17 protein-coding genes are annotated in these 25,082 nt (G+C 72.3%); 14 read left to right on the top strand and 3 right to left on the bottom strand.

Features of this window, described 5'->3' with window-relative positions; all coding sequences use genetic code 11:
• Window positions 1–86: 86 nt before the first annotated feature.
• The gene (locus BLU27_RS27785; protein WP_172805055.1) at window positions 87–2,387 is read right to left on the bottom strand and encodes an immune inhibitor A domain-containing protein; all 2,301 of its coding nucleotides are present in this window, start codon (window positions 2,385–2,387) and stop codon (window positions 87–89) included.
• 208 nt (window positions 2,388–2,595) lie between these two features.
• On the opposite strand from BLU27_RS27785, the gene BLU27_RS27780 reads away from it, so the two are divergent.
• From BLU27_RS27780 to BLU27_RS27770, 3 genes are all read left to right on the top strand, one after another.
• Window positions 2,596–3,537 (top strand): aldo/keto reductase, encoded by a 942-nt coding sequence (locus BLU27_RS27780; protein WP_092656670.1) that lies wholly within the window; start codon window positions 2,596–2,598, stop codon window positions 3,535–3,537.
• Between the two features lie 229 nt (window positions 3,538–3,766).
• Window positions 3,767–4,939 carry an adenylyltransferase/sulfurtransferase MoeZ gene (moeZ, locus tag BLU27_RS27775; RefSeq protein ID WP_092656668.1) on the top strand — a complete coding sequence of 391 codons (1,173 nt, stop codon included), beginning with the start codon at window positions 3,767–3,769 and terminating at the stop codon, window positions 4,937–4,939.
• 40 nt (window positions 4,940–4,979) lie between these two features.
• Window positions 4,980–5,306 (top strand): MGMT family protein, encoded by a 327-nt coding sequence (locus tag BLU27_RS27770; RefSeq protein WP_092656666.1) that lies wholly within the window; start codon window positions 4,980–4,982, stop codon window positions 5,304–5,306.
• Here BLU27_RS27770 and BLU27_RS27765 read toward each other — a convergent pair.
• A complete protein-coding gene (locus BLU27_RS27765; protein WP_092658407.1) occupies window positions 5,303–5,851 on the bottom strand; it encodes a GbsR/MarR family transcriptional regulator in 549 nt (182 codons plus the stop codon). The genes BLU27_RS27770 and BLU27_RS27765 overlap by 4 nt on opposite strands.
• Before the next feature lie 158 nt (window positions 5,852–6,009).
• Between BLU27_RS27765 and BLU27_RS29400 the strand changes: the two genes are divergently transcribed.
• The 5 genes from BLU27_RS29400 (at window position 6,010) to BLU27_RS27745 (ending at window position 15,640) form a co-directional block, all read left to right on the top strand.
• Entirely contained in the window at window positions 6,010–6,177 is a 168-nt protein-coding gene (locus BLU27_RS29400; protein ID WP_157728834.1) for a hypothetical protein, read from the top strand.
• A 71-nt stretch (window positions 6,178–6,248) separates the two neighbouring features.
• Complete coding sequence (locus tag BLU27_RS27760) at window positions 6,249–7,169, top strand: ABC transporter ATP-binding protein (RefSeq protein WP_092656665.1); 921 nt, start codon at window positions 6,249–6,251, stop codon at window positions 7,167–7,169.
• Window positions 7,166–8,770: an ABC transporter permease gene (locus BLU27_RS27755; protein ID WP_092656663.1), complete on the top strand. Its 1,605-nt coding sequence runs from the start codon at window positions 7,166–7,168 to the stop codon at window positions 8,768–8,770. Before BLU27_RS27760 ends, BLU27_RS27755 begins: the two co-directional genes overlap by 4 nt.
• 139 nt (window positions 8,771–8,909) lie before the next feature.
• Entirely contained in the window at window positions 8,910–12,146 is a 3,237-nt protein-coding gene (locus tag BLU27_RS27750; RefSeq protein WP_197681603.1) for an ATP-dependent helicase, read from the top strand.
• Window positions 12,143–15,640 (top strand): ATP-dependent helicase, encoded by a 3,498-nt coding sequence (locus BLU27_RS27745; RefSeq protein WP_172805054.1) that lies wholly within the window; start codon window positions 12,143–12,145, stop codon window positions 15,638–15,640. Before BLU27_RS27750 ends, BLU27_RS27745 begins: the two co-directional genes overlap by 4 nt.
• A gap of 66 nt (window positions 15,641–15,706) precedes the next feature.
• Here BLU27_RS27745 and BLU27_RS27740 read toward each other — a convergent pair whose 3' ends face one another.
• Complete coding sequence (locus tag BLU27_RS27740) at window positions 15,707–16,654, bottom strand: amidohydrolase family protein (protein ID WP_092658403.1); 948 nt, start codon at window positions 16,652–16,654, stop codon at window positions 15,707–15,709.
• A gap of 269 nt (window positions 16,655–16,923) precedes the next feature.
• Here BLU27_RS27740 and BLU27_RS27735 point away from each other — a divergent pair, with 269 nt between their 5' ends.
• From BLU27_RS27735 to BLU27_RS27710, 6 genes are all read left to right on the top strand, one after another.
• The gene (locus BLU27_RS27735) at window positions 16,924–18,015 is read left to right on the top strand and encodes a LacI family DNA-binding transcriptional regulator (protein ID WP_092656659.1); all 1,092 of its coding nucleotides are present in this window, start codon (window positions 16,924–16,926) and stop codon (window positions 18,013–18,015) included.
• A 7-nt stretch (window positions 18,016–18,022) separates the two neighbouring features.
• Window positions 18,023–18,817 carry a phytanoyl-CoA dioxygenase family protein gene (locus tag BLU27_RS27730; RefSeq protein ID WP_092656657.1) on the top strand — a complete coding sequence of 265 codons (795 nt, stop codon included), beginning with the start codon at window positions 18,023–18,025 and terminating at the stop codon, window positions 18,815–18,817.
• A gap of 71 nt (window positions 18,818–18,888) precedes the next feature.
• Window positions 18,889–19,986 carry an ABC transporter ATP-binding protein gene (locus BLU27_RS27725; RefSeq protein WP_092656655.1) on the top strand — a complete coding sequence of 366 codons (1,098 nt, stop codon included), beginning with the start codon at window positions 18,889–18,891 and terminating at the stop codon, window positions 19,984–19,986.
• Window positions 19,983–21,593 carry a TCP-1/cpn60 chaperonin family protein gene (locus BLU27_RS27720; RefSeq protein WP_092656653.1) on the top strand — a complete coding sequence of 537 codons (1,611 nt, stop codon included), beginning with the start codon at window positions 19,983–19,985 and terminating at the stop codon, window positions 21,591–21,593. Before BLU27_RS27725 ends, BLU27_RS27720 begins: the two co-directional genes overlap by 4 nt.
• Window positions 21,586–23,367: a WD40/YVTN/BNR-like repeat-containing protein gene (locus tag BLU27_RS27715; RefSeq protein ID WP_092656651.1), complete on the top strand. Its 1,782-nt coding sequence runs from the start codon at window positions 21,586–21,588 to the stop codon at window positions 23,365–23,367. Before BLU27_RS27720 ends, BLU27_RS27715 begins: the two co-directional genes overlap by 8 nt.
• 119 nt (window positions 23,368–23,486) lie before the next feature.
• Entirely contained in the window at window positions 23,487–25,082 is a 1,596-nt protein-coding gene (locus BLU27_RS27710) for an ABC transporter substrate-binding protein (protein WP_157728833.1), read from the top strand.

Below are 25,082 nucleotides of genomic sequence, written 5' to 3'. Positions count from 1 at the left end.
CCCCGCCACGACGTCTCGCGTGGCGGGGCCCGGTGGTCACCTCGGGTGACCCGGGCAGCCGGTCGCCCGGCTGCCCGGCCGCGTGGTCACTTGGTCGTCTTGGCCTGCTTCTTCGTGACCGGCTGGACGACCACGGTCATCTGCCGCTTGTCCGCGGACTGGCCGGTGATCTTCAACTGGACGCCGTATCCCGCGACCTTCACGCTGTTGTTGGGCAGCGACGCGTCCCAGTAGGTGTTCGGCTTGGAGTCGTCGAACACCGTGATCGGCGACTGCTTCGGCACGTTCGCCGAGAGGATCTGGACCCGGCGGCCGTTGCGGACCTCACGGCTCAGCGACAGCGGGTCGGTGGCCTCCGGCCCGAACGTCGCGTCGAACGCCTGGGCACGCAGGTTGAGGGTCGAGCCGTTGTCCCACCGGATCGGCTTCGGGCGCGCGTCGACCGGAAGGATCAGGCCCTCGCCCGGGTGCCTGCTGGTGTTGTTGTCCTCCTGGCGTTCGTTCCAGTAGGTCACCAGCAGGCCGTTCTGGTAGGGGTAGTGCTCCACCCAGTCGGGCCGGGTGATACTCCGGTTGAAGTTGTACGGCCCTGTCCGCAGGGTCTCGTCGTACCCGACGTACTGGCGGCTCTCGGCGATGTAGTAGCTGCCCTTGTACGTCGTGACCGTGCCGTTGATGCGCTTCCAGCCGTTGGTGGACCAGCCGTTGGCGCCGCCCTCCACGTTGTCGGTGAAGACGGTCGCGCCGGCCGCGGTGACCGCGATGTCGTCGAGCATCGGGCCGGCGTAGTGCAGGCCACCGTCGGTGGCGTAGCGGAAGCGGAAGACGATCGACTTGCCGGCGTACTGCGACAGGTCGTACGACAGCGTGGTCCAGCCGTCGGACTTGCCGGTGACAGGGGCGCCGGCCCGGCTCCAGTGGGCGCCGCCGTCGGCGGAGACCTCCGCGTGCAGGAAGTCGTAGCCCTTCTCGATGTCGTACCACGCCTTGGTCGTCAGCGTCACCGGGCCGGACTTGCCGGTCAGGTCGATGGTCCGGCGCAGGATGTTGTTGAGGTTGTCGTCGGCTCCGCCCCACCACTCGTACGCCCCGGAGTAGGGGTCGTTGTAGTGGTGGACGACCTCGTCCTTCGGCAGCGGGACGATCAGCGCCTGCGGGTTGCCGGTCTCCAGCTCCGCCGGGCCGAGCACGTTGGTGGAGGAGCTGTCGGGGGAGGCGACGTCGTAGTCGATCCAGCCGAGCTGCAGCTTCTCCCACGCACCCATGTAGCCGGGCGTGGTTCCGATGCTGTCCTTGCCGTGGTTGAGCCACGAACCCGACGACATCAGCGTCCAGAAGCCGGTGCCGTTCTCGCCGCCCGCGGTGTCGTAGAGGTCGGGCAGCCCGAGGTCGTGACCGAACTCGTGGCTGAAGACGCCGAGCCCGCCGTTCTCCGGCTCGGTGGTGTAGTCACCGGCCCAGATGCCGGTGTCGCCGAACGGGACACCGCCGCGCGGGTTGAGGTCCGGACCGTCCTCCCCGTCGGGGAAGGCGTACCACCGGTGCGACCAGATCGCGTCCGCACCCTCGGTGCCGCCGCCGGCCTCCTCGCCCTCGCCGGCGTGCACGACCTGGAAGTGGTCGACGTAGCCGTCGGGCTCGTCGAAGTTTCCGTCGCCGTCGAAGTCGTAGCGGTCCCAGGTGTCGAACTGCGCGAGGTAGTCGCGGATCTGCTCCGGCGTCCTGCCCGCGGCGCGCTGCTGGTCGTACCAGGCCTGGGTCGAGTCCTTGACGAAGTTCCAGTAGCCATCGGACTCGTCGATCTCGTTGCTGCCGTAGCGCGCCTCGTTGTAGGGGAGGCTCACCCAGTTGCTCACGTCACCGGCGACGGTGTACTGGCCCTGCGACTGCGCGCGGTAGAACGTCGACATCGACTCCCCGGACTGGCCGAAGAACATGTCGAGGTAGTGCTGCCGGTTGAAGTCGGGCGTCCAGTACGTCGTGTTGTCGCGGGTGCGCGACGGCTGCGAGATCTGGTTGTGCACCGGCCCGGCGGAGCCGCCGGTGCGGGGGTCGGTCTTGTCGCCGAAGTCGACCAGGATGGTGAAGATCTTGTCGGTCTTCTCCATGCTGAGCTGGGCGAACTGCTTCTTGCCCAGCTGCACCACGTCGGAGTTTCCCCGGCGCTGCGGCTTGGCCTCGCCGCGCAGCACCTTCTCCAGCGCGGCCTTGCGGGTTGCCCGCATCTTGTCGCCGAGCGGGTTGGGCAGGTCGTCGGGCGCGTGGGTGCGCGCTGCCCGTGGTTGTGCGGGCGGCGACGCGGACGCCGGCATCCCGGCCGCGGTGGCGGCGATGGCAGCCGCTGTCACCACCGAGGCCACGGCGGCCGTGGCTCTGCGAACTCTCACTGGACTCCTTCGGAACGCTCGGCGCCGGGTTCGCCGGCCGCGAGCGCGACGGAAACGAGGGGGTGTCGATGGTCGATGATCGGCAACGTCGCCGACGATGATCCACAAGGGTCCACAAACTGGCACAAGATGGCCACTTCTGTCCCGGCCTTCGCAGAAGTCTTCCGGGATCGAACGTGTGTCGGCGCGAGGTCGTAGGGTCTGCGCCATGCGCTATCGATCTCTTGGACGTTCCGGCCTGCTGGTCTCGGTCGTCGGCCTCGGCTGCAACAACTTCGGCGGCCGGCTCGACCTCGCCGCCACCCGCGCGGTCGTCGACGCCGCCCTCGACGCCGGCGTCACGTTGTTCGACACCGCCGACGTCTACGGCGGCCGGGGCGGCTCGGAGGAACTGCTCGGCCAGGCGCTCGCCGGTCACCGCGACGAGGTGGTGCTGGCCACGAAGTTCGCCGGCGACATGGGTTACGGGCCGGTCGCGGGTGCGCCGGGAGGCCGGGCCTACATCCGCCGCGCGGTCGAGGCGTCACTGCGGCGGCTGCGCACCGACCACATCGACCTCTACCAGATTCACCGTCCGGATCCGGACACCCCGATCGAGGAGACCCTGGCCGCGCTCGACGAGCTGGTGAAGGAGGGCAAGGTCCGCTACATCGGCCACTCCAACTTCTCCGGCTGGCAGCTCGCCGAGGCCCACCACGTCGCCCGCGAGCTCGGCGCGACCTCGTTCGTCTCCGCACAGAACCACTGGTCCCTGCTGGAGCGCGCGGCCGAGACCGACCTCGTGCCCGCCGCCGAGCACTACGGCGTGGGCGTGCTGCCCTACTTCCCGCTGGCCAACGGCCTGCTCACCGGCAAGGTCCGCCGCGGCGGAGCGATACCGGAGGGCTCCCGGCTGGCCGGCCGGGAAGGCTACGTCACCGAGGACAAGCTCGACCGGGTGGAGGCGCTGGCCGCCTGGGCCAAGGAACACGACCGATCTCTCCTGGAGGTCGCCATCGGCGGTCTGGCGGGACGGCCGGTCTGCGGTTCGGTCATCGCCGGCGCCACCTCGGCCGAGCAGGTGCGGTCCAACGCGGCCGCGGCCGACTGGGAGCCGACAGAGGTCGAGCTGGCCGAGATCGACCAGCTGGTCCCGCCGCCCGGACGCTGACCAGCGGGAGCCGTTTCGCCTCCCCGCGGGGAGTTGTCGTCGCGGAGACGGCAGTGGTGGTCGCGCAGCGTCACCGCCTGGTGACACCGCGACCGCCGCCGGGGCCCGTGGGGCGCCGTCCGCCCACGCGGCGCCCCCATCCGAGGGATGTCGGTGGGGCGCGGGAACATGGGAGGCATACCGGTGGTTGCTCCCGAAGAGGAACACCCGACAATCCGAGGAGTCAGACGTGTCCGTGCCGCCGCTCGTCGAGCCAGCCCCCGACCTCAGTGTGGACGAAGTACGCCGGTACTCCCGGCACATCATCATCCCCGAGGTCGGCATGGACGGGCAGAAGCGCCTGAAGAACGCCAAGGTCCTCGTCATCGGTGCCGGCGGTCTCGGCAGCCCAGCCCTGCTCTACCTCGCCGCAGCCGGCGTGGGCACTCTCGGCATCGTCGACTTCGACGTCGTGGACGAGTCCAACCTCCAGCGCCAGGTGATCCACGGGCAGAACGACGTCGGCAAGCCCAAGGCGGTGTCCGCCAAGGAGTCGATCGCCGAGATCAACCCCTACGTCAAGGTCAATCTGCACCAGGAGCGGCTCGACTCCTCCAACGCGCTGGAGATCTTCGCCGACTACGACCTGATCCTGGACGGCACCGACAACTTCGCCACCCGCTACCTCGTCAACGACGCGGCGGTCATCCTGGGCAAGCCCTACGTCTGGGGCTCGATCTTCCGGTTCGAGGGTCAGGTCAGCGTGTTCTGGGCCGAGCACGGTCCCCACTACCGCGACCTCTACCCCGAGCCCCCGCCGCCCGGCATGGTCCCCTCCTGCGCCGAGGGCGGCGTGCTCGGCGTGCTGTGCGCCTCCATCGGCTCGGTGATGGTCAACGAGGCGATCAAGCTCATCACCGGTATCGGCGAGCCGCTGATCGGCCGACTGTTGATCTTCGACGCGCTGGAGATGAGCTGGCGGGAGCTCAAGGTCAACCGCGACCCGGACACCGCGGAGGTCAAGGAGCTCATCGACTACGACGCGTTCTGCGGCGTCATCTCCGACGAGGCGGCCGAGGCGGTGGTCGACTCCACCATCGACGTCCGCACGCTGAAGCAGTGGCTGGACGCCCGGGAGCGCGGCGAGCGTGACTTCCTGCTCGTCGACGTCCGCGAGCCCAACGAGTACGACATCGTCAACATCGACGGCGCGGTGCTGATCCCGAAGGGCGAGTTCCTCACCGGCCAGGCGTTCGAGAAGCTGCCGAAGGACAAGCAGGTCGTGCTGCACTGCAAGGTCGGCGGCCGCTCCGCCGAGGCGCTGGCCGCCGCAAAGGGTGCGGGTTTCGCCGACGCGGTACATGTCGCCGGCGGCATCTCCGCCTGGGTCAGCCAGATCGAGCCGGACAAGCCGTCCTACTGAGCGGCACCCCGCAGCCGAAAACCTAAGGTCCACCGAGCCGATGCCGTCCGAGGAGTACGTCGAGCGGGTGCTCTCCGTCGTGGAGAGCATCCCGCCCGGCGCCGTACTCGCCTACGGCGACGTCGCGGAGTACCTCGGGGACGGTGGTCCCCGCCAGGTCGGCTGGGTGATGTCGCACTACGGCGGAAGCGTCCCCTGGTGGCGGGTCGTCCGGGCAGACGGGCGGCCCGCCGACTGTCACGCCGGCGAGGCGGTCCGCCGGCTGCGCGCGGAGGGTACGCCGTTCCGCGAACCGTCCGGCCGGGTGGACATGGCCGCCGCCCGCTGGGACGGCGCGCCCCCACAGGTCTCCCCGAGACCGGCCTAGCTCCGCTTCGCCCTGGCCCTGCGCTCGGCCTTCGCGTTGCGCTCCACTTCCCACTTCTCCATCAGGTCGCCGAGTGCCTCGTCGATGAAGACGTAGAAGTCGCGCATCTGCTCCATTCGGCGCCCTGACGGAGTGGCCGAACCACCCAGTGCCCGGGCGCCGTCCTCGGCGAGTTCGGCCACGCTGGCCAGCGCCCCGCGCTTACTGACCGTGGTCTCATACCACAGGTCGTCCGGCAGCCGGTAGCGATGCGTGCGCTCACCGGGCACCGGCTCCCGGCTCAGCATCCCGATGTGCTGCAGGTAGCGCACCGCGCCGGAGATCGCGGCCGCGCTGACGCCGAGCCGTTCGGCGAGATCGCCCGCGGTGAGCGTCTCCTCGTCGGCGGCCATCATCGTCAGCAGCACCCGGGCGGCCATCCTGGGGAAGCCCCAGCCCTCGAAGAGCATCGCCATGTGTTCGACGAACCGCCGAACCTTGTCCTCGTCGCGGTACTCGTCGCGCTCCGTGGGCCGACCGGCATTCCTCGTGGTCTCGGTGGTCATGCTTCGTCTCACCTTCCAGGTGCCGGTCACGAACTTCTCCAGCATAACGCTGTAAACAAGCTTCACGAGTGTGTGAATCTCATGTAGCGTGCGAAGCGTGCGCCTCGGAGGCTGCCAGCCGTGATCCGTCGGCTGCGCCGAGGCGAAGGAGAAGCGCGATGAGCTCGCTGCAGGGCGTTCCGGCGCCGTGGCGGACAAACGCTCACCCATCCGTACGGTCGACCGGCTGCGAGGTCGCCCCGTCCCGGGCGCTGACCGCGGCCGCGCGCAAGGCCGACTCCGACCCGCCGAGTCGACGCCGCCGCCCGCTGTGGTCCCGCCCCTGACCGGACCCGCGGGCTAACCGCCGCAGATCGCTCGACCCCACGACTTCCACGTACGACGAGGACACACTTCGATGACCGAACTTGCCATTTCCGTGTCCGGGCTCCGCAAGAGCTTCGGCCGCACCGTGGCCCTGGACGACCTCGACCTGAGCGTCCGGGCCGGTGAAGTACACGGCTTCCTCGGCCCCAACGGCGCCGGGAAGTCCACCACCATCCGCGTCCTGCTCGGCCTGCTGCGCGCCGACGCGGGCCAGGTGAACCTGCTCGGCGGCGATCCCTGGAGGGACGCCACCTCGCTGCACCGGCGGCTCGCGTACGTCCCGGGTGACGTGACGCTGTGGCCCAACCTGTCCGGCGGTGAGGTGATCGACCTGCTCGGCCGGCTGCGCGGTGGGCTGGACCCGCGCCGCAGGGCCGATCTGCTGGAGCGGTTCGAGCTCGACCCGCGTAAGAAGGGCCGGGCGTACTCCAAGGGCAACAAGCAGAAGGTGGGGCTGATCGCCGCGCTCGCATCCGACGTCGAGCTGCTGCTCCTGGACGAACCCACCTCCGGCCTGGACCCCCTCATGGAGGAGGTGTTCCAGCAGTGCATCCACGAGGAACGCCGTCGCGGGCGGACGGTCCTGCTGTCCAGCCACATCCTCGCCGAGGTGGAGGCGCTGTGTGACCGGGTGAGCATCATCCGCCGGGGCCGCACGGTCGAGTCGGGCACGCTCGCCGAGCTCCGCCACCTCACGCGTACGTCCATCCAGGCCGACCTGGCCAGCCCGCCGAACGGCCTGGCGTCCCTGCCGGGCGTGCACGACCTGCAGATCGACGGTACGCGGGTGCGGTGCGAGGTCGACACCAGCCGCCTCGACGTGCTGATGGCCGAGCTCACCCGCTCCGGCCTGCGCGGGCTGACCAGCCAGCCGCCCACCCTGGAGGAACTGTTCCTGCGGCACTACCAGGACGACGTGTCCGGAACCGAGCCGGCGGAGGTGGCCCGATGAGCGCGCTCGTCGGCACTCGCCGGATGGTGCGGCTGATCCTGCGCCGCGACCGGTTCGTCATGCCCCTGTGGATCGTGCTGATCGGCCTGCTCCCGGCCAGCCTCGCGTCGGGGACTCGCGACCTGTATCCGACCCTCGCCCAACAGGAGCAGTACGCCCAGACGGCCGGGACGAACCCCACCTTCCTGGCGTTGTACGGACCCCTGCACGCCTCGGGCATCGGCGGGCTGGTCGCGCAGCGCGTCGGGTTCTTCCCCGTGGTGCTCGCGGTGATCAGCATCCTCACCGTCGTCCGGCACACCCGCACCGAGGAGGACGCGGGCCGGCGCGAGCTGCTCGGCTCCACCGTCCTCGGCCGGCAGGCCGGGCTGGCCGCCGCGCTGCTGGTCACGGTCTGCGCGAACCTCGTCTTCGGGCTGCTGATGGCGGCCGGCCTGGTCGGCGCGGGACTGCCGGCCACCGGCTCCTACGCCGTCGGCTTCGGGTGCGCTCTGGGCGGCTGCGTCTTCGCGGCGCTGGCCGGCCTGGCCGCCCAACTCACCGAGGGAGCCGGCGCCGCCCGCGCGATCGCACTCGGCGCGCTCGGTGCTGCGTTCGTGCTGCGGGTCGCCGGCGACGTCGGTGGGCCGGACTCGGGCGCGGCGTGGCTGTCCTGGCTCTCGCCGATCGGCTGGTCGCACGCGGTCCGGGCGTACGGCGACGAACGCTGGTGGATCTTCGGCCTCGCGGCGGCCGTGACCGTGGTCCTCGCGGTGGCAGCCGCCGCCCTGTCCGCCCGGCGTGACCTCGGGGCGGGCATCCTGCCGGCACGGCTGGGCCCGGCGCAGGCGTCGCCCCGACTGTCCGGTGCGTTCGGCCTGGCCTGGCGGCTGCACCGCGGCCTGCTGCTCGGCTGGACCATCACCCTGGCGCTGCTCGGTGTGGTGTACGGCGGAGTGGCCGACGGCGTACGGGACATGATGGACGGCAGTCCGCAGCTGAAGGAGATGTTCCAGCGCATGGGCGGCCAGTCGGCCATCGTCGACGCCACCCTCGCGGCCATGCTCGGCACGATCGGGCTGATCGCGGCCGCGTACGCCGTGCAGGCGGCGCTCCGGATGCGCGCGGAGGAGACCAGTGGACGGGCCGAACCCGTTCTGGCGACGGCCGTCGGCCGGGTGACGTGGGTGGGGAGCCACCTCGTCTTCGCACTGCTCGGCCCGACGGTGGCGCTGGCCGCCGCCGGGGTCACCGCGGGGCTCGCGCACGGCGCCAACGCCGACGATGTGGGGGGTCAGCTGCCCCGCGTTCTCGCCGGGGCGATGGTGCAACTGCCCGCGGTGTGGGTGCTCGCCGGTGTCGCGATGGCGCTGGTCGGGCTCGCGCCCCGGCTGGCGGCGGCCAGTTGGGCGGTGTTCGCGGCGTTCCTGCTGGTCGGCCAGGTAGGAGTGCTGCTCGGCCTGAGCCAGAAGGTGCTCGACCTCTCGCCGTTCACCCACATCCCGCGGCTGCCGGGTGGGCACGCGTCCGCCACGCCGCTGCTGTGGCTGACACTGGTCGCCGCCGTGCTCGTGGTCGCCGGGCTGGTCGGCATTCGCCGGCGGGACGTGCCGGTCGGCTGACGCGGTGAGCCGGTTCGGCAGCCGTCGGCGCACGACGCGGGCGGCTGCCGATCCGGCCTGTCCAACCGGGCTGTCGAACCGGGCTGTCGAACCGGCCTGTCCAGCCGGGCTGTCGGCGCGGTCTGATGGAATGCGGGGCGTGTCGGTTGTTTCCGTCTCCTCCGGTTCCTCCGGTTCGTCCGGGTCACCGCCCCCGCGCGACGGCTCGGGCGGGCCGGCCTACCGACTCGTCCGGCGGCCCCGGTCGGGCGATCCGGCGCGGCTGACCGGTCCCGAGCTCGACGAGGCGCAGCGGCGGGTCGTGGAGCATCGCGGCGGTCCGCTCCTGGTGCTCGCCGGGCCGGGCACCGGCAAGACGACCACGCTGGTGGAGGCCGCGGTCGACCGGATCGAACGCGACGGCATCGAGCCCGAGCACGTGCTGCTGCTGACCTTCGGCCGCCGCGCCGCCGCGGAGTTGCGCGACCGGATCGCGGCCCGGCTCGACCGCACCATCCGCGAGCCGCTCGCCCGCACCTTTCACTCGTACGCGTTCGGGCTGCTGCGCAACGACGCGGTGCTGAACGACCTGCCGGTGCCGCGGCTGCTGGCCGGCCCGGAGCAGGACCTGATGATCCGCGACCTGCTCCGCGGTGACGTCGAGGAGTTCGGGGCGAAGGACTGGCCGGCCCGGCTGCGACCGGCGCTGGGCACTCGCGGCTTCGCCCAGGAGCTGCGTGACCTGTTGCTCCGCGCGGCCGAGCGAGGGATCGAGCCGCCGGGCCTGGGTGCCCTCGGCCGGCAGCAGCGCCGCGACGACTGGCGGGCGGCGGCGAGGTTCGCCCGGCAGTACGCCGCGATCACCGCACTGCGCCCGGAGACTCCCGCCTACGACCCGGCCGAGCTGGTCCGGGCCGCGGTCGACCTGCTCCGCGCCGACCCCGAGCTGCTCGCCCGCGAGCGGGCCAACCGGGCCGTGGTGTTCGTGGACGAGTACCAGGACACCGACCCCGCGCAGGAGGAACTTTTGCGGCTGCTCGCCGGCGGGGGCCGGGAGCTGGTGGTGGTCGGCGACCCCGACCAGTCCATCTACGCCTTCCGGGGCGCGGAGAGCGAGGGGATCCGCCGGTTCACCGAACGCTTCCCCACCGTGGGCGGGGCCGAGGCGCCGACCGTGGCGCTGACCCGCAGCCGCCGGGCCGGGGCCACCCTGCTGAAGGCGTCCAGGCGGATCACCGACCGGCTGGGCGGGCCACCCGCGCACCGCCGCCTGGTCGCCGTGCCCGAGGCGCCTCCGGGGGAGGTGCAGGCGCACCTGTTGCACACGCGCAACCAGGAGGCGTCGTTCGTCGCCCAGCGGTTGCGGGAGGCACACCTCGTCGACGGCGTGGAGTGGTCGCGGATGGCGGTGCTTGTCCGCGCCGCGTCGTACATCCCGCTGCTGCGCCGCACCCTGTCCGCCGCCGGCGTGCCCGCCACGGTCCGGCTGGAGGAGACGCCGCTCGTCGACCAGCCCGCCGTTCGGCCGCTGCTGACCATTCTGTCGATCGCCACCGAACGCACCGAACTCTCCTCGGAGGAGACCCTCGACCTGTTGGTCAGCCCGTACGGCGGCGCCGACGCCCTTGCCCTGCGCCGGCTGCGGCAGGAGCTGCGGCGCAGTGAGCTGGCCGCGGGGGGCGGGCGGTCCTCCTCGATCCTGCTGGTCGAGGCGCTGGCCGACCCGCGGGTGCTGATCCCGCTCGATCCCGCCGCCACCGCACCGGCACGGCGCATCGGGCACCTGCTCACCACCGCCGCCGAGGCCGCCGCGGCGCCGAACGCCACCGCCGAGACCGTGCTGTGGGCGGTGTGGTCGGCCAGCCGGGTGTCCGACCGCTGGGCACGCCGCGCCGCGTCCGGCGGACCGGGCGCGGCCGCGGCAGACCGCGACCTGGACGCGGTGACCGCGCTCTTCGACATGGTCGCGCGGTTCGTCGACCGGATGCCGGCGGCGGGTCCGGCGGTGTTCCTCGACCACCTGCTCGGCCAGGAGATCCCCGCCGACACCCTCGCGCCCCGGGCGCCGGAGGGCGACACGGTCACTGTGCTGACCGCCCACGCGTCGAAGGGCCTGGAGTGGGACGTCGTGGCGGTGGTCGGCGTACAGGAAGGGGTGTGGCCCGACCTGAGGTTGCGTGGCTCCCTGCTGGGTTCGGAGTCGCTCGTCGACCTGGTCGCCGGGCGTGACCCCTCGCCGGTGACCACGGTGAGCCATCTGCTCGCCGAGGAGCGCCGGCTCTTCTACGTCGCCGTCACCCGGGCGCGACGGCGGCTGATCGTCACTGCCGTGTCCAGTGAGGAGACGCACCCGTCCCGGTTCGTCGACGAGCTGGTGCCCTGGAACGGCCCGGGCGAGGAGCGCCCGCTCACCCGCGTGCCCCGCGGTCTGGAGCTCGCGGCGGTGGTGGCCGAGCTGCGGTCGGTGGTGTGCGCCCCAGGTGACGGCACCGGCGCCGAGCCCGAGGACCCGCGCCGGCTGGCCGCCGCACACCAGCTCGCCCGGCTGGCCGCCGCCGGCATCCGTGGCGCCGACCCGGCCGAGTGGTACGCCGTGGCGCCGCTCACCGACGACGCGCCGCTGCGCGGTCCGGACGAACAGGTCCGGGTCTCGCCCAGCAAGGTGGAGGCGTTCGCCCGCTGTGCGCTGCGCTGGCTGCTGGAAAGCTGCGGCGGCACCGCGGGCGACCTGCTCAGTCAGGGCGTCGGCACCCTCGTGCACGACCTCGCGTACGACGTCGCGATCGGCGCGGTCGTGCCCGACGAGATCCTCTCGGCGTTCGAGACCCGCTGGGCGCGGCTGGACAGCGGCACCGGCTGGCACTCCCGCCGCCAGCACGAACAGGCCCGCACGCTCGTGGAGCGCCTGTCCAGTTGGCTGCGGAGCAATCCGCGGGAGCTGGCCGCGGCCGAGGAGACGTTCGCCGTCGAGGTCGGCCGGGCCGTGCTGTCCGGCCGGGTCGACCGGCTCGAACGCGACGCCGAGGGGCGGCTGGTGGTGGTCGACCTGAAGACCGGCAAGAGCAAGCCGGTGGCGGCCGACCTGCCCACCCACCCGCAGCTCGGCGCCTACCAGCTCGCGGTCGAACAGGGCGGGTTCGAGGGCGGTCCGGAGGACGGTCCGCGGTCGGGAGGCGCGGTTCTGGTCCAGCTCGGCAGTGGATCGAAGGTCACCGAACAGTCGCAGGCGCCGCTGTCCGACTCCGAGGACCCGAAGTGGGCGCAGCGGTTGGTCGAGGAGACCGCCGAGGGCATGGCCGCGGCCGACTTCGACGCCAGCGAGAACCGCTGGTGCGGGGTGTGCCCGTCCCGGCGTTCCTGCCCGTTGCACGTCGAGGGTGGACAGGTGACCCCGTGACCGAGCAACTGTCCGCCACCCAGCTGGCCCTTCCGCTGGTCAGGCCCGACGGGGTCCGCTACACCGCCGTCGACCTGGCCAGACTGTTGCGGCAGCACCCGCCGACCGCCGAACAGGCCGCGGTGATCCAGGCGCCACTGGAGCCGGGTGTCATCGTCGCCGGAGCCGGTTCGGGCAAGACCGAGACGATGGCCGCCCGGGTCGTGTGGCTGGTCGCCAACGGCCTGGTGCTGCCCGAGCAGGTGCTCGGCCTCACGTTCACCCGCAAGGCCGCCCGGGAGCTGTCGGCTCGCATCCGGCATCGGCTCGGCCAGCTGCGAGCCCGTGGTCACGTCAGCCTGGAGGCCGACGGAGACGCCCCGCCCGGCGAGGTCAACGTCGCTACGTACGACGCCTACGCCCAGCGCATCGTGTCCGAACACGCGCTGCGGCTCGGACGCGAGCCGGCCTCGCGGCTGGTGACGCCGGCCACCGCCTGGCAGTACGCCACCCGGGTGGTGGAGACCTACGACGGGCCGATGGACGCGGTGGAAGCGGCGTTCTCCACCGTGGTCGACGCGGTGCTCGCCCTGCACGGCGAGATGAGCGGCCACCTGGTGACTGCCGAGCAGGTCGCCGAGTTCACCGAGGAGCTGGTGGCCACGGTGACCAGCAAGCCCGCGGTCGCGCGCACCCGCAAGGCGCTGTACAGCAACGTCGCGGAGGCGCTCGCCCGCCAGCAGGCCAGGGTCGCGTTGCTGCCTCTGGTGCGGGCGTTCGAGGCGGAGAAGCGGCGGCGGGAGGCGGTCGACTTCGCCGACCAGGCCGCGCTGGCCGCCCGGCTGGCCGAGGGCTTCGCAGAGGTCGGCGAGCGAGAGCGGGAGCGCTACCCGGTCGTGCTGCTGGACGAGTACCAGGACACCAGCCACGCACAGCTGGCGATGCTGCGCGGACTCTTCGGCGGCCGTACCGGCCATCCGGTCACCGCCGTCGGTGACCCGTGCCAGTCCATCTACGGCTGGCGGGGGGCCAGCGCGGCGACGCTCACGTCGTTCGGCAGCCACTTCCGCACCTCCGACGGCACGCCCGCACCGACCCGCTCCCTCACCACCAGCTTCCGCAACGGCTCCTCGGTGCTCCAGGTGGCCAACGTCCTGGCGACGCCGCTGCGTCAAGGCGGACTTGACGTACGCGAGCTGGCTGCGCACCCGGCCAACCCGAAGGGCCGGGTGGTGGTGTCCCTGCACCACACCGTGGACGACGAGGCGGCCGACGTCGCGGCCCGTGCCCGGGCGGTGTGGGACGCCGACGCCGACAACCGCGCCAAGGGGAAGTCGGGACGTACGGTCGCGGTGCTGGTACGTCGCCGCAGCCAGATCGACCGGCTGGCGCACGAGCTGCGAGCTGCCGGACTGCCGGTGGAGGTGGTCGGTGTCGGCGGCCTGCTGTCGGCGCCAGCGGTCTCCGACGTGGTGGCGACCCTGCGGGTGCTCGCCGACCCCGGGCGTGGCGACGCGTTGATGCGGCTGCTCACCGGGGCCAGGTGGCGCATCGGGCCGCGGGACCTGGACGCGCTCGGCCGGTGGGCTCGCCGGCTGGCCGCCGCCCCCGGGCTTTCCGGTGGACCGGGCGGCTCCGGCGGCTCGGGCGAGTCGGCCGGATCCGGATCGGGCGCCGGGGAGCCGGGCGGCGGGCACGCTGTCGCCGAACCCGGCAAGGGCTCCGCCGCGACCGGGCCGGCCGAGCCCGCCGAGCCGGCGGACCAGGCCGAGCCTGACGACGTGGACAACGCCAGCATCATCGACGCTCTCGACGCGGTGGACACCGCGCCCGCCGACGGCTGGTTCTCCCCGGAGGGGCGTCGGCGGCTCACGCTGTTCGCCCACGAGCTGCGGTCTCTGCGCCGGCGGGCCGCGCAGCCGCTGGTCGACCTCGTGGCCGACGTCGTCCGCACTCTCGGCCTCGACGTGGAGATCGCCGCCCGCACCGGTGACGTCGCGGTGAGCCGGGCGGACCTGGACGCCTTCCTCGACGTCGCCGTCGCCTTTGCCGAGAGCGGCGAAGGAGTCTCGGTCGCGGCGTTCCTCGCCTACCTCGACGCCGCCGACACCGAGGAACGCGGCCTGGAGCCGGGGCAGGTGGAGGTAGCCGAGGAGCGGGTCCAGGTGCTGACCGTGCACGGCGCGAAAGGCCTGGAGTGGGACGTCGTCTTCGTACCCGGCCTGGTGGAGGGCGTCTTCCCGACCGCCGGCGCGAAGGACAAGGCCTGGCTGACCGACCTCGGCGCGTTGCCGTTCCCGCTGCGCGGCGACCGGGACGCGCTGCCGGTGCTCGACGTGGAGCACGCGCTGGACCAGAAGGAGGTCAAGGAGGCCTTCGACCAGTTTGTGGAGGACTGCGGCGAACGTGCCCGCATCGAGGAACGCCGGCTCGCCTACGTCGCGGTCACCCGTGCCCGGCAGCTGCTGGTCTGCTCCGGGTACCGCTGGGACGAGACTCAGCGCCCGCGCGAGCCGGGCGAGTACCTCCTGGAGATCGCCGACGCCTGCCGCGCCGGAGCCGGCAAGGTCGGGATCTGGCACGGCGAGGTCGACCTGGCGGCCGGCAACCCGCTGACCGCACAACCGCGCCGGCACGCCTGGCCCTACGACCCGCTCACCCCGCAACGCCGCTCGGAGCTGGAGGTCGGCGCCGAGCTCGTACGCCGGTCGAAGGCAGAGCTCGCGGCCGGGCGGGAGCTTCCCACCGAGGTGGCCCAGGCTGCCCTGGAGTGGCAGCGAGACGTCGACCTGCTGCTCACCGAACGCGCCCGGCGGGTCGACCGCGAGGACATCGTGGTCACCCTGCCCGACCGGCTCTCGGTGAGCCAGCTGGTGCAGTTGCGCCGCGAGCCGGAGGCGCTGGCGCGCTCGATCCGCCGGCCGGTCCCGCCCGCGCCCAATCCGCTGGCCCGGCGGGGCACCGCGTTCCACGCCTGGCTCGAGTCGCGCTACGGCCTGCCGCAACTGCTCGACATCGACGAGCTACCGGGTTCGGCCGACGCGGAGGCCGAGCCGGACGAGGACCTCATCGCACTGCAGGACGCGTTCCTGGGCTCGGAGTGGGCCGACCGTCAGCCGCTGGAGGTCGAGGTGCCGTTCGAACTCCTGGTCGGTGGCGTGGTGGTCCGCGGGCGTGCCGACGCGGTGTTCCCGGTCGAGGGTTCCGCCTCGCCGAACGTCGATGACGGCTCGCCGGTGACCGCGATCGTCGGCGGCCGGCCGGTCACCGCGATCGAGGTGGTGGACTGGAAGACCGGGCGCCCTCCCCGAGACGCCGAGGACGAGGCCGCCCGCACGGTGCAGTTGGCGGCGTACCGGCTGGCGTGGGCCCGGCTGACCGGACTGCCGCTGGAGCGGGTGCGAGCCGCGTTCCACTACGTACGCCACAACCGGACCGTCCGGCCCGTCGACCTGCTCGACGCCGACGGCCTGGAGGCCCTCATCTCCGGCATCCCCGAGGAGGACGGGGACTGAGGAGGACGGGGCCAGAGGGGAGACGACCAAGGGAGCCGGGGCCTGCCTGATGCGCCGACGACCGGATCAGCCGGCCGCCGACCACAGGCGGTCCGGGCCGATGCGGTAGAAGTCGCATGCGGTGTCGAAGAACACCGCGCGTTGTTCGCTGGCGGACAGGTCGGCGGTGAGGTCCTGGAAGCCGCCGAAGATCTGGGCGTACGTCGCCCAGAGCGCGTCCACTGGGAAGTTGCTCGCGAACATGCACCGCCACGGGCCGAACAGGTCCAGGGTGGTGAGCACCACCTCGCGTTGCAGGTCCGGCGTCCAGGTGGTGTGCGGCACGTCCAGCCCGGAGATCTTGCAGTACACGTTGGGATGTTCGGCCACCAGCCGCATCGCGTCCCGCCATCCGGCCAGCCCGGCCGGTGACCGGTCGGCCGGCAGCCCGGTGTGGTTGATCACGATCCGCGTCTGGTCGAACGCCGCGGCGAGGTCGGCCGCCTCGTGCAGGTGCCACCACGGCACCTGGAGTTCGTAGTGCAGGCCGAGCGGCGCCAGCAACCCGAATCCCGCCCGCCAGCGCGCGTCCGTCATCAGCGTGGGTTCGGCCGCTGCCCGGTCCGGCGTGGCCGCGCCGCCGGGCTTGTGCCGGATCCCGCGAACCAGCGGTGCGGCGGCGACCGCTGCCAGGTGGTCGGCGACTCCGGCCGAGTCCAGCACCGCGTGCCCGACGACCACGCTGGGCACACCCGTCCGCTCCGCCAGCCCGCTCACCCAGGCGACCTCGGACAGGGTGTCGTCGACCCGCCACTCGGTCTCCACGAAGGCGCTCCCGACCACGTCGAGTCCGAGGTCGGCGACCGTGGCGGTGTCGGCGAGGAAGTCGGCCGGAAGGTAGTCGCGGCGGATTCGCCCGTAGTCGCCGTACCGGAACGCGATCATGGGACCGTCGACCAGCCACGGCTGACCGCCGAGGGCAAGGTCCCATACGTGGTGGTGCGCATCGACCACGGGACCGGCGTAGGGGCTCACCGCGGCCACATCGTCGAATGGCGAGGACTTTTCGGCATGGCCGCATTCTCGACGGCGAGAACGCTTCACCGAAATCGGGATGGGCGTTTTCAGCCGACCGAATTCGGCTGAACTTTCAGTGCTCTCTTCACTTGTCGAAATGAAGGCGTAAACGCATGACCGGGCCTTGTCCACGATGGGACAGGGGCGTTCCCCGGCGCCGATCTGCCCACGTAACGTGCCACAAGGGCAGGGTTTTCTGAATTTTCAGTGAACGCGAGGGACCTGAAATGGGCGCACGGCGGCGGTCGACACTGCGGGAGGTCGCCGCGCGTGCCGGTGTTTCGATCGGCACCGCATCAGGGGTCTTCACCAGTAATGCGTCCGTTTCCGAACAGGCCAGAAAAGTGGTTCTCGCAGCTGCGGAGGAAATCGGCTACCAACCGCGACGCCGACCGGCGGAGGCGCTTGCCGCCGGCGTTTCGGCGTTCGGCCTGCTGGCCCGTGGGGAGCACTACGTCGGTCCGGCCAACCCCTTCTACGGGCCGGTTCTCTACGGTGCCCAGTCGGCGATCGCGGCGCTCGGGGTGTCGCTGGTGATGGAGACCCTGCACGACGGCGACCTCGACGGCCGCGCGCTGCCGCTGGTGCTGCGCCGCCGGCAGGCGCAGGGCCTGCTGCTGGCCGGCTACCACGAAGAGCGGTACGTCGCGAGGCTGCTGGAGACCGGTACGCCCTGCGTGCTGATCGACCACCTGGTCGAGGACCTGCCCGTGGACTGCGTGCGGGCCGACGACCTTCGCGGCGGCCACCTGGCCACCGCGCACCTGCTCGACCTGGGACACCGCAGCCCGCCGCCGGCCATCATCACCGGGCCGTCGACGGCGTACTCGATCACCGCGAGGCTGGCCGGATATCGCCAGGCGCTGGCCGAGTACGGCGTTCCGGCCGACCCCGCCTACATCCGCGGCGGCCGGCTGTGTGCGGAGAGCGGGCGGGAGGAGATGGCCGCGCTGCTGGACCTGCCGGTGCCCCCTACCGCGGTCTTCTGCGGTAACGACAACACCGCCCTCGGCGCGATCGACCTGCTCCGCGAACGCGGGATCACTGTGCCCACGGACGTGTCGGTGATCGGGTACGACGACATCGCGATGGCCGCGCACAGTGTTCCCGGGCTCACCACCATCGCCGTCGACAAGGAGTTGCTCGGAATGCAGGCGGTGTGGAATCTCACCGAGCGACTGCGCTTTCCCCACATGGGCTGGCGGGAGACCAGGGTCGGCGTACACCTGGTGGTCCGTGGGTCCACCGCGCCGCGCAACCCACCGGCACCACCGTACGAACCGGTGACCACCACCACGACCCCAACCACACGAGGGTGATCGACAGATGCGGTTGACCACGGCCCACAAGCAGGCGTTGTACGGCGACGGTTTCGTCCGCCTGCCTGGGATCGTTCCCAGCGGGCTTGTCAACGCGGCCTTGCGGGCGATCAACGGCTCGCTCGGCTCCGAGGGCATTCATCCCGACGAACTGGTGACCTTCCGGTCCCGGTCGTACTGCCCCGAACTCCAGACCTCACAGGCCATCACCGACCTGCTGCACCGGTCACCGTTGTGGGAGGTCGCGGAGTCCGCGATCGGGGAGGGGGCGATAGCGCCGGTGAACGCGGGCCAGATCGCGTTGCGCTTCCCAACGCCCGGCACACCGCACGACCCGCACGCACACATCGACGGCATGTACAGCCCGCACAACGGTGTGCCCAAGGGGACGATCGCCAACTTCACCGCGCTGGTGGGGGTCTTCCTCAGCGACGTGCCCACGTCGTACGCCGGCAACTTCACCGTCTGGCCGGGCAGCCACCGCCAGTACGAAGGCTACTTCCGCGAGCACGGCCCGGACTCCCTGCTGAACGGCATGCCCGACGTGAAGGTGGCCGAGCCGGAGCAGGTCACCGCCCGGGCCGGCGACGCGGTACTGGCCCACTACCAGCTCGGGCACGGCATTGCGGGAAACGCGTCTCCGCACATCCGGTACGCGATCTTCTTCCGGCTCAGCCACGTCGACCACCAGTCGGTGCGCTGGGAGTGCATGACGGACATCTGGCGGGAGTGGGCGGGGATGCGCGACGTGGTCGCCGTGAACGCCGCCGAAGGCGCACCCGCGAACACGCCCGCCAACTGACCCTGCCAACCGGCGTCGCGGCCTGACCCCGCGAACTGATCAGCCACAGGACCCCGGAAGGAGTGGTTGCCGTGCCCACCCTGGAGGTACGCGGCCTGGTGAAGCAGCTCGGTGACCACCGGGCGGTCGACGGCATGTCGTTCACGGTGGAGGACGGGCAGTTCTTCGTACTCCTCGGCCCGTCCGGCTGCGGGAAGACCACCACGCTGCGGATCGTCTGCGGCCTTGAGCAGCCCGACGCGGGTGAGGTGGTCATCGGCGACCGGGTGGTGACCTCGCTGCCGTCGCGGGACCGCAACCTCGGGATGGTCTTCCAGGAGTACGGCCTCTACCCCAGCATGGACGTCTTCGGCAACCTGGCATACGGGCTGCAGGCCCGCGGCGGCGTCGCCAAGGACGAGATCGAACGCCGGATCCGGGCGGCCGCGGACAGGCTCGACCTGGGCCCGTTGCTCCGTTCGCCCATCACCGACCTGTCCGGTGGCGAGCAGCAGCGGGTGGCGCTCGGCCGGGCGATGGTGAAGGACGCCGACGCGTACCTCTTCGACGAGCCGCTGTCCAACCTCGACCCCAAGCTGCGGTACCGGCTGCGGCGCGACATCCTCGCCCTGCACCGCGACAAGGGCCGTCCCAGCGTCTACGTCACCCACGACCAGACCGAGGCGTTCGCGATGGGCGACGTGGTGGCGGTGCTCGCGAACGGCCGGGTGCAGCAGATCGGCCCGCCGGACGAGCTCGTCGAACGCCCGGCCAACGTGTTCGTCGCCGGTTTCGTCGGGTCACCGCCGATGAACCTGCTGCCTGCCCGGCTCCGGCCGGTGAACGGCGCGTACGTCGCACACGGCTCCGACGCGGCGCTCCCGCTGCCGTCGGCGTGGACCGACACGCTGTCGCGGTACGGCAAGGAGCAGGTGACGGTGGGGATCCGGCCGGACGCGCTGGTGCCGGCCGCCGACGGGGATGCGCCCATCAGCGGCGAGGTCACCGACGTGGAGCCGCTGATCGGGGAGACGGTGGTCCGGCTGCGGACCGCGGGTCAGGCGATGGCCGCGGTCTTCCGGGCCGGCGAGGAGGGTTCGCTCACGCCGGGTGACTCCGTACGCCTCCACGTCGCACCGGAGGGGCTGCGGCTGTTCGACCACGACAGCGAACAGGCGCTGGTGCCATGACGTCCATGACCGCCGGCCGCTCCGACGCCGCCCTCGCGGCCGGTTTCGACACCCTCGCCCGGCTGCTCGCGCTCACCCTGGGCCCCGCCCGCCGGGTGGTGCTGAACGACACCGGCGGTGGAACCGCCGAGGGCCTCGCGGACGCGGCGACCGTCGCCCGCCGGGTCACCGCCCTGCCCGAGCGCGAGGCGACCGCGGGCGCCGCGCTGTTGCGGGAGGCGGTACGCACGGTGGTGGGGCGGCACGGCGACGGCGGGGCCACCACCGCGGTGCTGACGGCGGCCATCGTCCGGCACGCACGCCGGATGGTGGCGGCCGGTGCCAGTCCCGTCCTGGTCCGCGACGGGATCAGGGCCGCGGTCCGGTGCGCCGCCGACGCCCTGAAGGGCCAGGCGAGCCCGGTCGCCGGGCCGGACGACCTGTCCGGGCTGGTCTCCGCGGCAGGTGGCGACCGGGCGCTGGCCGCGTCGGTCGGGGAACTCGTGGACGTCCTGGGACCGGAGGGTGCGGTCGTGGTGGAGGAGTCCGTACGGCCCGGCGTGACCCACGACTACGTTGACGGAAGCCGGTGGCCCGCCCGCCCGGCCGCGCCGGAGCTGCTGTCCGGTGGCGGTATGTTCGGGGGCTCGCACACCGAGCTGACCCTGGTAGACCCCGCGGTGGTCGTCGCGGACGTCGTACTCGACGACCCCGCGCAGGTCATCCCGATCCTGGAGGCGGTGCGGGCACTGCCCGACCGGCCGCCGTTGCTGCTGGTGGCGCAGGACGTGACCGGCGGCGCGGCCACGACCTGTCTGCTGAACGACCGCCGCGGGCTCGTGGTGACCGCGCCGGTCGTCCTCACCACGGCCGGGGTTCGGCGCGGCGAGGACCTTGCCGACCTTGCTCTGCTGACCGGCGCCACGGTGCTGTCGCCGGAGTACGGCCGGCCGCCGGAAAGGTTCGTCCCGGCCTACGTGGGCAGGGTGCGGCGCGCCGTCGTACGGTCGGGGCACCTGTCCGTCGCCGGCGGTGGTGGCGACCGGCGCGCGGTCACGGACCTGGCGGCCCGGTTGCGGACCCGGGCCTGGGAACTCGGCGACGGCGCGGAGGCGACCACCCGGACCGCCGAGCGGATGTGGCTGCGCCAGGCACGCCTGCTCGGCCGGGTCGGCGCCGTCCAGGTGGGAGCGAACACCGAGGCCGAACGCGAGGACCGGCTGCGGACGGCCCGGCGGGCCGTGCGGCTCGCCCGGACCGCGCTGAGGGACGGCGTGGTCGCCGGTGGCGGAGTGGCTTACCTGGACTGCGTGGACGCCGTCCGCGCGGCGCGGGCGGAGTGCGCCGACCCCGACCGGGCCGCCGGCATGGAGGCGGTGGCGGCTGGCCTGGAGGCGCCGTTCCTCCGCCTGGTCGCCAACGCCGGCCGCCGAGAGCCCCGGGTGGCTCTGGCCGCGGTCCGCGCGCTCGGCCCCGGGCACGGCGTCGACGTACGGACCGATCGGTACCTGCCGATCCGCGAGGCCGGCGTGCTCGACGTGGCGGGCGTTGCCGTGGCCGCGCTGGAGGCGGCCGGCGCGACGGCCGGGGTCCTGGTGTCGGCGTCGGTGGTGACCGGCCGTGGGTGAACCGGCGAGCCCGATCCTGTCAGCCGCGCGGGGCCTCCGGCCGGAGGAGCTGTGGCTGGGCGGGGTCGGCGGCGTCGTGTCCACCGGTCCGACGGCCGGGGTCGACGGTCCGAGCGGTCCGCTGAGCTGCGTGGCCGCGCTCGGCGTCGTGGCGGGCCGGTTGCTCGCCGGTGGCGCGGAGGGGATCGCTCGCCGGGTCGGTGAGGCGTGGGACCTCGCACAGGTGCAGGGGAGCGGTGCCCCGGTGGTGGCGTTCCTCGACGTACGTCCGCCGTCGGGCGAGGACCACATCGCGCTCGCGGCCACGCTCGGGGACGGCGTGCTCCGCAGCGTGGACGGCGGGCGCACCTGGCAGCCGGTGTTCGGGCTCGCGGACACCGAGGTCACCGCACTGGTCCGCACGCCCGGCGGGCGGCTGCTCGCGGGTACGCCGGAGGGCGTGTATGCCAGCCCGAACGCCGGCCGAGCCTGGCGACGGACCGGGCGGACCGCGCCCACCGGCCGGGAAGCGGCGACCTTCGACGCGCCGGTGGCGGCGTTCGCCGTGGGTGTGGACGGCACGGTGGTCGCAGGACTGGAGTCCGGTCTGCTGTGGTGCTCCGCCGACGACGGCCGGACCTGGGCGCCGTCGGGGACTCTCCCGGCACCGGTCACCGCGCTGGTGGTGACCGCGGTCGGAACCCTCCTCGCGGGTACGTCGGGCGCGGGAGTGTGGCGATCCGCCGACGGCGCCCGGTGGTACGAGGCGGTGGCCGGGACGGTGCACTGCCTGCTGGCCGACGGCGCGACGACGTACGCCGGCACCGACAGCGGCCTGCTGGTCAGCCGCGACGACGGGCGCGCCTGGTCCGTCGTGGGCGTCCCCTCCACCGCGGACCTCGACCGGCTGGTCTGGTGGGACGGCCGGCCGCTGCTCGCCGGGCCGCGGTCGGGGATCGTCCGTCCGGCGGTCGCACCCGAGGGCTGGGAGACGCTGGCGGGCGGGCCGTTCCCCCTGCTCGGGTTGGGTGTCGCGCCCGACGGTGCGCTGCTGGCGTCCGGGCCGGACGGGCTCCTGCTGCGGACGCCGACCGACGCCGACTGGACCCTGGTGGTGGAGGGGAGCACCGGGCAGGTCGGCCGGTTGGCGTTCGCCGCGGACGGGTGCGGCTGGGCGGCGCCGGTCCGGCACGGCGACATGTTGCTGCACAGTGCGGACGCCGGGCGTACCTGGCAGCAGCGACCGGTGCCGTTCGGCACGTTCCCGCTCACCGCGCTCGGCTGGATCGGTGACGACGAGCTCGTGGCGGCGACGTTCGACCACCGCCGCGACCTCGTGACCGTCTTCGACTCCGCCGACGGCGGCCGGACGTGGCGGCAGCAGCTCACCGCCGAGACGGCGTGGCCGCAGGTGCACGTCGCCCGAGCCGGCGCCGCCGGCCGTGCCGTGCTCAGCATCGGGCGGGTGCTGCTCGGCCGCGGTGGCGACGGCGGCTGGGACCGCCTGGCCACCTTCGACAGCGGGGTACGCGCGATGACCGGAACCCCCACCGGCCTGGCCGTCCTCACCGGCGACGGGCTGTGGTCGTACGACCTGCCGGCGCAGACCCAAGCCCGCGCCGGCACTTGCACCGAAAGCAGCACCGAAGCCAGCACCGACACCGACTGGCGCCGCGTCGACGGCCTACCGGATCCGGCGTCGGCGTACGACCTTGCCAGCCGCGGCGACGAGCTCCTCGTCCTGCTTGCCGGCGGCGGCGTGTGGACCTCGATCCCGACGAGGAGGGGACGATGAACACCGATCCCGCAAGTCCGAGAAGACCGAGGCGGTCCTCCCGGCCGTCAACCACGTCTTGCGCCGACCATGCCACGCAGGGATACGCCGCCCCCACCCGGAGGCAGCTGCTCTCCCTGATGGCGTCGGGGACCGTTCTCGCCGCCGGGGGCGGCCTGCTGAGCTCGTGTGCGCGCCGGGGTGCCAGCACCGACGGGCATGTCGTACTGAAGACGTCGGGCGGCTGGCCGTACGGTCCGATGCCGACGAAGAAGGACCAGCAGGCCAACGCAGGAACGAAGTCCTACGCGGACGTGCTCGGCGCCTGGATGGACAAGAACCCCGGCGTCACGATCCGCGACGTCAAGCTGGACGTGTGGAACCAGCAGACGTTGTCCACCGCGATCACCGGCGGCACCGCTCCGTCGATGTTCCCCGGCGACGTGCTCGGCGGCTGGAACCGCCAGGCGGTGCGGTCGGCGATGGCGCAGGGGTTGTCGGCCGACGTGACCGAACACCTCAAGGCGCACGACATCGCCGGCAAGCTGGCGAGCTACGTCAAGCCCATCTGGGAGAAGTGGCAGGTCGACGGGAAGTTCTACGCCGCGCCGTGGATCTACAACGTCGGGACCGGGCTGCACTACCGCGTCGACCTGGTGCGCGAACTGGGGCTGAAGGAACCGACGCCGGACTGGACCTGGGACGACGTACGCACCCTGGCCAAGGGACTCACCAAGGGCAAGCGCAAGGGAATCGTCCTACAGGGCTGGGGCCTCAACATGCGGATGAGCGCGGACGGGATGGACTTCCACGCCAAGCTGCCCGCACCGGCGACGAACTGGAACTGGCGCTGGGACTACCTGTCCGGCGCGGACCGCTGGGTGCCGCTCATCCAGGGTATGCGGGACATGGTCTACAAGGACAAGAGCGTGTTGGCGGACGTGAGCATGGGCGACGGCGACACACTCGCGGCGTTCGTCCGCGGCGACGCCGCGATGCACAACAACACGGTGATCTTCTTCGCCAACACACCAGGCAGCGACACCGCGCCGGCCGACCTGGCGGCCCGGCTGAAGAAGCCGATCGAGGACGTCGTGGGGTGGATGACCCAGCCGATCGGCCTGAACGGGCGTACTGGCACCACCCAGGGCCAGGTGGACCTCGTCGGCTTCTCACCCGACATGGACGACCTCGCCCTGGACAAGGCGATCAGCCTGCACGCGTGGATGAAGGGGCCGGGGTGGGTCGAGCAGAAGAAGGCGACGTACGCGGCCACCAAGGATCCCAAGCGGGTCTTCGACAGTGCCGACTTCATGCCGTTGTTCGCCGGGCTGGTGGAACAGATGCCGGTCACTCCCGACGACGCGTGGGGCAAGCCGTTCATGGACCAGGTTCGCCGGGCCTCCAGGATCCCGCTGGTGCCGAACGAGGCGTTCTACTTCCCGGCCGAGCTGAGCCCCGGGCCGACCGGCACCGCCCGCGACGACATGACCTCACGGTGGGCGAACGAACGCGGGACCCTCGACCTGCGGGCGGACCTGGCGAAGATGCAGGACACGATGAACGCCCAGGCGAGGAGCTTCTCCTCCAGCACCTCCGACCCGGACTTCGTCAAGGCTGCCCGCGGGTACTTCGGTGCGCACGACACCTACTGGCGGGACAACGCACCGGACTACCACCGCGAGGTCTTCTCGCCGTGGTACCAGAACTCCGTCCTGCCGGCCCTGAAGGGATGA

The organism is Actinopolymorpha singaporensis (genome assembly GCF_900104745.1).
In the GTDB taxonomy this organism is placed as follows: Bacteria; Actinomycetota; Actinomycetes; order Propionibacteriales; family Actinopolymorphaceae; genus Actinopolymorpha; species Actinopolymorpha singaporensis.
Note: the sequence above shows the minus strand (reverse complement) of the source record. Positions and strands in the feature narration are given on the sequence as shown.

Excerpts from the sequence above, each read along its gene's own strand:
- BLU27_RS27730 (WP_092656657.1), top strand. The coding sequence starts at position 18,023 with ATGCGGTTGACCACGGCCCACAAGCAGGCGTTGTACGGCGACGGTTTC.
- BLU27_RS27720 (WP_092656653.1), top strand. The coding sequence starts at position 19,983 with ATGACGTCCATGACCGCCGGCCGCTCCGACGCCGCCCTCGCGGCCGGT.
- BLU27_RS27735 (WP_092656659.1), top strand. The coding sequence starts at position 16,924 with ATGGGCGCACGGCGGCGGTCGACACTGCGGGAGGTCGCCGCGCGTGCC.
- BLU27_RS27760 (WP_092656665.1), top strand. The coding sequence starts at position 6,249 with ATGACCGAACTTGCCATTTCCGTGTCCGGGCTCCGCAAGAGCTTCGGC.
- BLU27_RS27755 (WP_092656663.1), top strand. The coding sequence starts at position 7,166 with ATGAGCGCGCTCGTCGGCACTCGCCGGATGGTGCGGCTGATCCTGCGC.
- BLU27_RS27780 (WP_092656670.1), top strand. The coding sequence starts at position 2,596 with ATGCGCTATCGATCTCTTGGACGTTCCGGCCTGCTGGTCTCGGTCGTC.
- BLU27_RS27765 (WP_092658407.1), bottom strand. The coding sequence starts at position 5,851 with ATGACCACCGAGACCACGAGGAATGCCGGTCGGCCCACGGAGCGCGAC.
- BLU27_RS29400 (WP_157728834.1), top strand. The coding sequence starts at position 6,010 with ATGAGCTCGCTGCAGGGCGTTCCGGCGCCGTGGCGGACAAACGCTCAC.
- BLU27_RS27770 (WP_092656666.1), top strand. The coding sequence starts at position 4,980 with ATGCCGTCCGAGGAGTACGTCGAGCGGGTGCTCTCCGTCGTGGAGAGC.
- BLU27_RS27710 (WP_157728833.1), top strand. The coding sequence starts at position 23,487 with ATGGCGTCGGGGACCGTTCTCGCCGCCGGGGGCGGCCTGCTGAGCTCG.